The following is a 4,711-nucleotide window of genomic DNA, read 5'->3' as shown; positions in this document are numbered from 1 at the left end:
CCGAAGTCACTGGCACTTTCATCAAACGCCCACACTTATCGACTGTTAATTGTTAAAGAACTTTATTCGGTGTTGCTTACTGTGCGGTACGAAGCGTTGTGTTCGTTGCAGCAGAGAGGCAAGATTATGCAGCGTTTCGCGTTTCTCGTCAACCTCTATTTTGTGTCGCCGTTTTTTGCAAACGGCCCCAAGTTCTTGTTTTTGTTAACCAATTTCTCGGGGAGGCGAACTATAGCAAAGGCCACCGGCATCCTGCAAGGTTTTTTTATACAGCCTCGCGAAAGGTTTAGTTGACCAACAGTGGCGCTGCCGGATACAGCTTTTTCAGCGTCTGCGCGGTGATGGCCGCGACCACCTCTTCCAGCTGCGGCAGCGCCGTCGGGTCGTTCCGCATGGCGTCTAGCGCGGCCGCCAGGGCCACGCTGTGCGTCTCCAGTGCGGCTTCGACTTCGGCCTGCCAGAACGACGGCGCCTCGCTCTCGACAAAGTTGCCGCGCCCCCGTCCGAAGTGGGCCACCGCCAGGTAGCGCAGGATGGCGCTTACCAGCAAGCTGTGCAGAAAGTCGGCGGCAAATTCGACCGTCGGATGATTGCGGTCCATGCTGGCATTGAATCCCCACGCCGCACCGGCGAAGGTGAGCGCACCAATCACACTGCCCAGCAGCGCACCGGCGCCCAGCGTCAGGCCGCCGGCCATCAGGTCGGCCGATACGCCCGTCGCCGCGCCGGAGACGATGGCGCCGATCAGGCCCGCCTGCGCTTTGTCGACGGGGGCGCGGACGGTGAAATTTTGCCGCACGCGCGCATTGATGGTGGCCGCCGCATGGGGATCGAGCTGGTGCAGGACCAGTAATTCGGCCGTCGACCTGGCCACCTCGGTGTTCAGGCGCGCCAGCAGCTGCGCCATGGCTTTTTCCTGGCCTTGTTCGGCGCCCTTGCGAAGGCCGACCGCGTTCATCGCGCTGCGCAGCAGCGACTTCGATTCTTCCGGCACCTTTTCGCTGTCGACCACGGCGGCCGCCAGTTGCTGGGCGAGCAGCCGCATCGCTGCGTGGAAGCGCGCCACATTGCGCGACTCCCAACTGGCGAACAGGCGCGCGTAACCGGCCGCCTGGCCTGGCTCGAGCACCTTGCCGACCGCCTCATAAAACACCCGCTCGTGCACCCAGCAGCGCGCAAAAGCATCCAGCGGCAGCACGTCACGCACGATCGGATAGACATTCAGGTGCTGCTTCCACAGCAGCTGCTCGGCGCCCTCCTGCTCTCCCGTGCGGGGCGGGCCCATTTGATTGAGCAGGACGATGACGGGTTTGCCAAGCCACTCGAGGATCTTCATCTCCGATACCAGGTAACCGGCGTCACGTGGATGCTCGGACGAGTTGACCAGGTACAGCACCACATCGGCGGCATCCCTGGCGGTGCGCAGGGCATTCTGGCTGAGCCAGAACGTGCGGTCACGATAGCGGTCGTAGACCTCCCGCAAAAACCAGCCAATCGGATTGCCCGCCTGGGCGAGCCGGCGCAGCAGGCGTACCGAATCGCCGAAGCCTGGCGTATCCCACAGCGACAGCGAATCGCCCTCGGGGCTCGTCATCAAGGTGTGCGCTTCGGCGAACACGGTGACGTGGGCGGCGTCGCGCACTTCGCCGATGTCGATGCCGACCAGGGTGCGCACCAGGGTGGTCTTGCCGTTGTTGGTGTGCGAGACAAGGGCGAACTCGATGTGGACGGGGGCCTCGCTCACAGCGCCCCCTCCAGCGGACGCGCCTTGGGATCGAGCAGGTTGACGAGCACCGGGGTCAACCGATAATGGGCGCAGAACTGCTGCCACAGCGCGGCGCGCTCGGCGACTCTCGCCTTGCCATCGAGGCCGAGCCGCTCGGCCAGCGAGGACTCGTCGATCAGCACCGTCACGTGCGGGGTCGCCGCTGCCAGCTGCGCGATAAAGGCGCCGTGATTTTCGTTTTCAGGCGTGGCGGCCAGGTTGAACAGCACCGCCGTCATGGTCACGCCAGCGGCGCCATCGGCCAGGGCCACTGCCGCCTCATCGCCATATGCGCTCGAGGGGCGCAGCATGACGCTGGCGTTCTCGCCCAGCAGCATGGCGGCCACCGCGGCCAGTCCGCGGTCGCGCGCTTCGTCGATGGTAAAACTGTAGGGCAGCACGCGCAGCACGCCGGCCGGCCCGCCCATACCGGTGCGCAGTTGCCGAAAGTAGGGCTGCTCGAGATCGATGGCGACGTGGGTGGCGCGGCGATGGGCCTGGAAATGGGCGATCGCGGCCAGCAGCAGTCGCGGCAGCACCACCAGCAGGACCATGGTCGCCGCATACAGCAGCACCCAACGGCGCCCCCCTTCGGGCGTGGCGGGATTGGTAAAGCGCAGCGCCTCGATATCGGCCACTGTAAAACCCTGCAAGCCAAGCAGCGCCTGGACCGGCGCGAACAGCACCGACAGCGCCGCGTGCACGTGGGCGGCATTGAGGAAAGTGCTCTCCCATCCGGCCACATATTGCGTGAGCAGGCCGCGCGCCAGCAGGGACGCCACGGCACCAGCGGCGAACATGGCGGCGGCCAGGTGCAGGGTGCGGGCCAGCCGGGCTTCAGTCAGCTTGCGGCTGATGCGGCCCCACTCCGCCATGAAATCGATCAGCGCCGCCGACAGAACGGGCGCGAGCTTGCGCGGCAGCGCGGGCTTGCCAACGGTGAGGCGCTGCATCCACGGCGACGGCGCCGGATTGTCGGCGCGCGGCAGCAGCAGCCACACCAGCATGAATCCGTACACCAGCAGATTCCAGCCAATGATGCCAAGCAGCGGCGCCGACAGCAAATCGACCCGGTGCGGATCGCCAATCCGGTCTAGTCCGGCGCCAACGAGAAAGGCGATCAAGGGCAGACCAATGGTGATGCCACGCCAGCCGAGGCCGCGCTTGATGAAGGTCTTGAAGGGCGCCGAGCGCTCTGCCACGCGTTTGAGCAGCAGATCGGCGCGCTGCTGCAGGAATTGATCGGGCGTCACTTCGGACTTGCTGTCGGCCGCCTGCCACTGGGCCAGCTCGCGCGCACTGCGACTTGCATACAGGCGGTCGTCCTCGCTCAGGATTTCCTTCTTGCGGTCGGCCAGTTCGATTGCGCGCACCAGCACGACATCTCTTGCTACCTGTTCGTTCATGCCCACCTCGATTGGATAAAAAGACAATGCTCAATGTCGAATTGTGCCGCAGTTCCGCCGATGGCGTCCTGTTGTAGCGAACGGCAGCGCGGCCCGGATATATGCATGTCTTAGTAACAACTTGTTTCTTGAATGAAGCTTGGGCAATAATCACTTTACTATCACCGCTCCCCTCTCGCGAAAGCCGCCATGAAACGTCGTCACGCCATCCTGCTGTGTTGTTCGATCTTGTCGACGCCCGTGTTCGCGCAGGAAGCGGTCAACGCGGCCCCTGAGCAGGTGCTGGTGGTGGGCCAGCGGCCGGGCCCCGGCCTGTGGAAGGTCAGCAAAGACGATCATGTGCTGTGGGTGTTCGGCACCTACGCGCCGCTGCCTGCGCAATTGCAGTGGCGCTCGCAGGAAGTGGAAACCATCATCGCGCAATCGCAAGAATTGTTGGGCGTGCCGGGCATGGGCTTGCACGTGGGCTGGATGGATTCGCTCAACATTCTCACGGCCCTGCCCTCGCTGATCGGCGCGCGCAAGAATGTCAACGGCGAAAGCCTGCAGGAGGTGGTGCCGGCCGATGTCTACGTCCGCTGGACGGCGCTCAAAGGCAAATACATCGGCGCTGACCAGGGTGTCGAGTCGCTGCGGCCCATGTTCGCCGCCGAACAGCTGTTCACGACCGCGACGTCAAAATCGGGTCTGGCCACTGGCACCCAGGTTGAAAAGCGCATCTATGCGATCGCCAAGGAGCACAAACTCAAGCTGACGACGACGAGCTTTTCCATTCCGCTGGAAAATCCCCGTGGCGCCCTGAAGGATTTCAAAAAATCGACGCTCGACGATCTCGCTTGTTTTACCAAGACCATCGACCGCCTGGAGACGGATCTGGAAGGCATGCGGGTCCGTGCGAATGCGTGGGCGATCGGCGATGTCGACAAAATGCGCGCCCTGAGCTACCCCGACCATGCCGAAGCGTGCCGCGAGGCGGTCACGAACAGCGCCTGGATGAAAGGGCTGAAAGGCGCGGAAAACCTCGATGCGCGCGTGAAGGCCACCTGGCTGGCGGCGGCGGAGAAGGCACTGAGCAACAACCGCTCGACTTTTGCCTTGCTGCCGGTGTCGCAGGCGATGAATGCGGGTGGCTTTCTCGACAGCTTGAAGGAGAAGGGCTATGCGGTGGAACAGCCGTAAACGGCCACCGTCAGACCGGCGACGGCTTGCGCGAGCCGTTGTTCGACGCTCCCGACGACTAACAGATAGGCAATCCCGCGCTGCGCGAGCTGTTCGAGGAACCAGGCGTGCTGGCGCGCGCCCGCGTGCCCGACACCGGCACCGCGACCCGCGCCCGGTCGACACTGACGTGCGTCAGCGCGCTGCCTGAGAGTAAACGCCAGACGTAAAAAAACCCCGCACATCGCTGTACGGGGTTTTCCCACTATAACTAGCCTGACGATAACCTACTTTCACACTGGTTGCAGCACTATCATCGGCGTAATATCGTTTCACGGTCCTGTTCGGGATGGGAAGGGGTGGTACCGATTTACTATGGTCA

4 protein-coding genes and 1 rRNA gene are annotated in these 4,711 nt (G+C 63.4%); 2 read left to right on the top strand and 3 right to left on the bottom strand.

Features of this window, described 5'->3' with window-relative positions; translation table 11 throughout:
* The coding region (locus ACP7EY_RS23730) for a hypothetical protein (RefSeq protein WP_426197718.1) at positions 1 to 294 on the top strand (294 nt) is incomplete at its 5' end.
* On the opposite strand, the gene ACP7EY_RS23725 is transcribed toward ACP7EY_RS23730, so the two are convergent.
* Complete coding sequence (locus ACP7EY_RS23725; RefSeq protein WP_426197717.1) at positions 287 to 1,744, bottom strand: DUF3482 domain-containing protein; 1,458 nt, start codon at positions 1,742 to 1,744, stop codon at positions 287 to 289. The genes ACP7EY_RS23730 and ACP7EY_RS23725 overlap by 8 nt on opposite strands.
* Positions 1,741 to 3,171, bottom strand: coding sequence for a DUF2868 domain-containing protein (locus ACP7EY_RS23720; RefSeq protein ID WP_426197716.1), 1,431 nt, complete (start codon positions 3,169 to 3,171; stop codon positions 1,741 to 1,743). Before ACP7EY_RS23720 ends, ACP7EY_RS23725 begins: the two co-directional genes overlap by 4 nt.
* A gap of 189 nt (positions 3,172 to 3,360) precedes the next feature.
* On the opposite strand from ACP7EY_RS23720, the gene ACP7EY_RS23715 reads away from it, so the two are divergent.
* Positions 3,361 to 4,350: a TraB/GumN family protein gene (locus ACP7EY_RS23715; RefSeq protein WP_426197715.1), complete on the top strand. Its 990-nt coding sequence runs from the start codon at positions 3,361 to 3,363 to the stop codon at positions 4,348 to 4,350.
* Positions 4,351 to 4,603: 253 nt separating this feature from the next.
* Here ACP7EY_RS23715 and rrf read toward each other — a convergent pair.
* Positions 4,604 to 4,711: ribosomal RNA gene (gene rrf / locus ACP7EY_RS23710) — 5S ribosomal RNA — on the bottom strand; the annotation flags it as partial.

It is taken from the genome of Massilia sp. DWR3-1-1 (assembly GCF_049898325.1).
GTDB lineage: Bacteria > Pseudomonadota > Gammaproteobacteria > Burkholderiales > Burkholderiaceae_D > JAFCUW01.
Note: the sequence above shows the minus strand (reverse complement) of the source record. Positions and strands in the feature narration are given on the sequence as shown.

Bases quoted from the DNA above. Each gene is read 5' to 3' on its own strand.
- ACP7EY_RS23720 (WP_426197716.1), bottom strand. From the start codon at position 3,171: ATGAACGAACAGGTAGCAAGAGATGTCGTGCTGGTGCGCGCAATCGAA.
- ACP7EY_RS23715 (WP_426197715.1), top strand. From the start codon at position 3,361: ATGAAACGTCGTCACGCCATCCTGCTGTGTTGTTCGATCTTGTCGACG.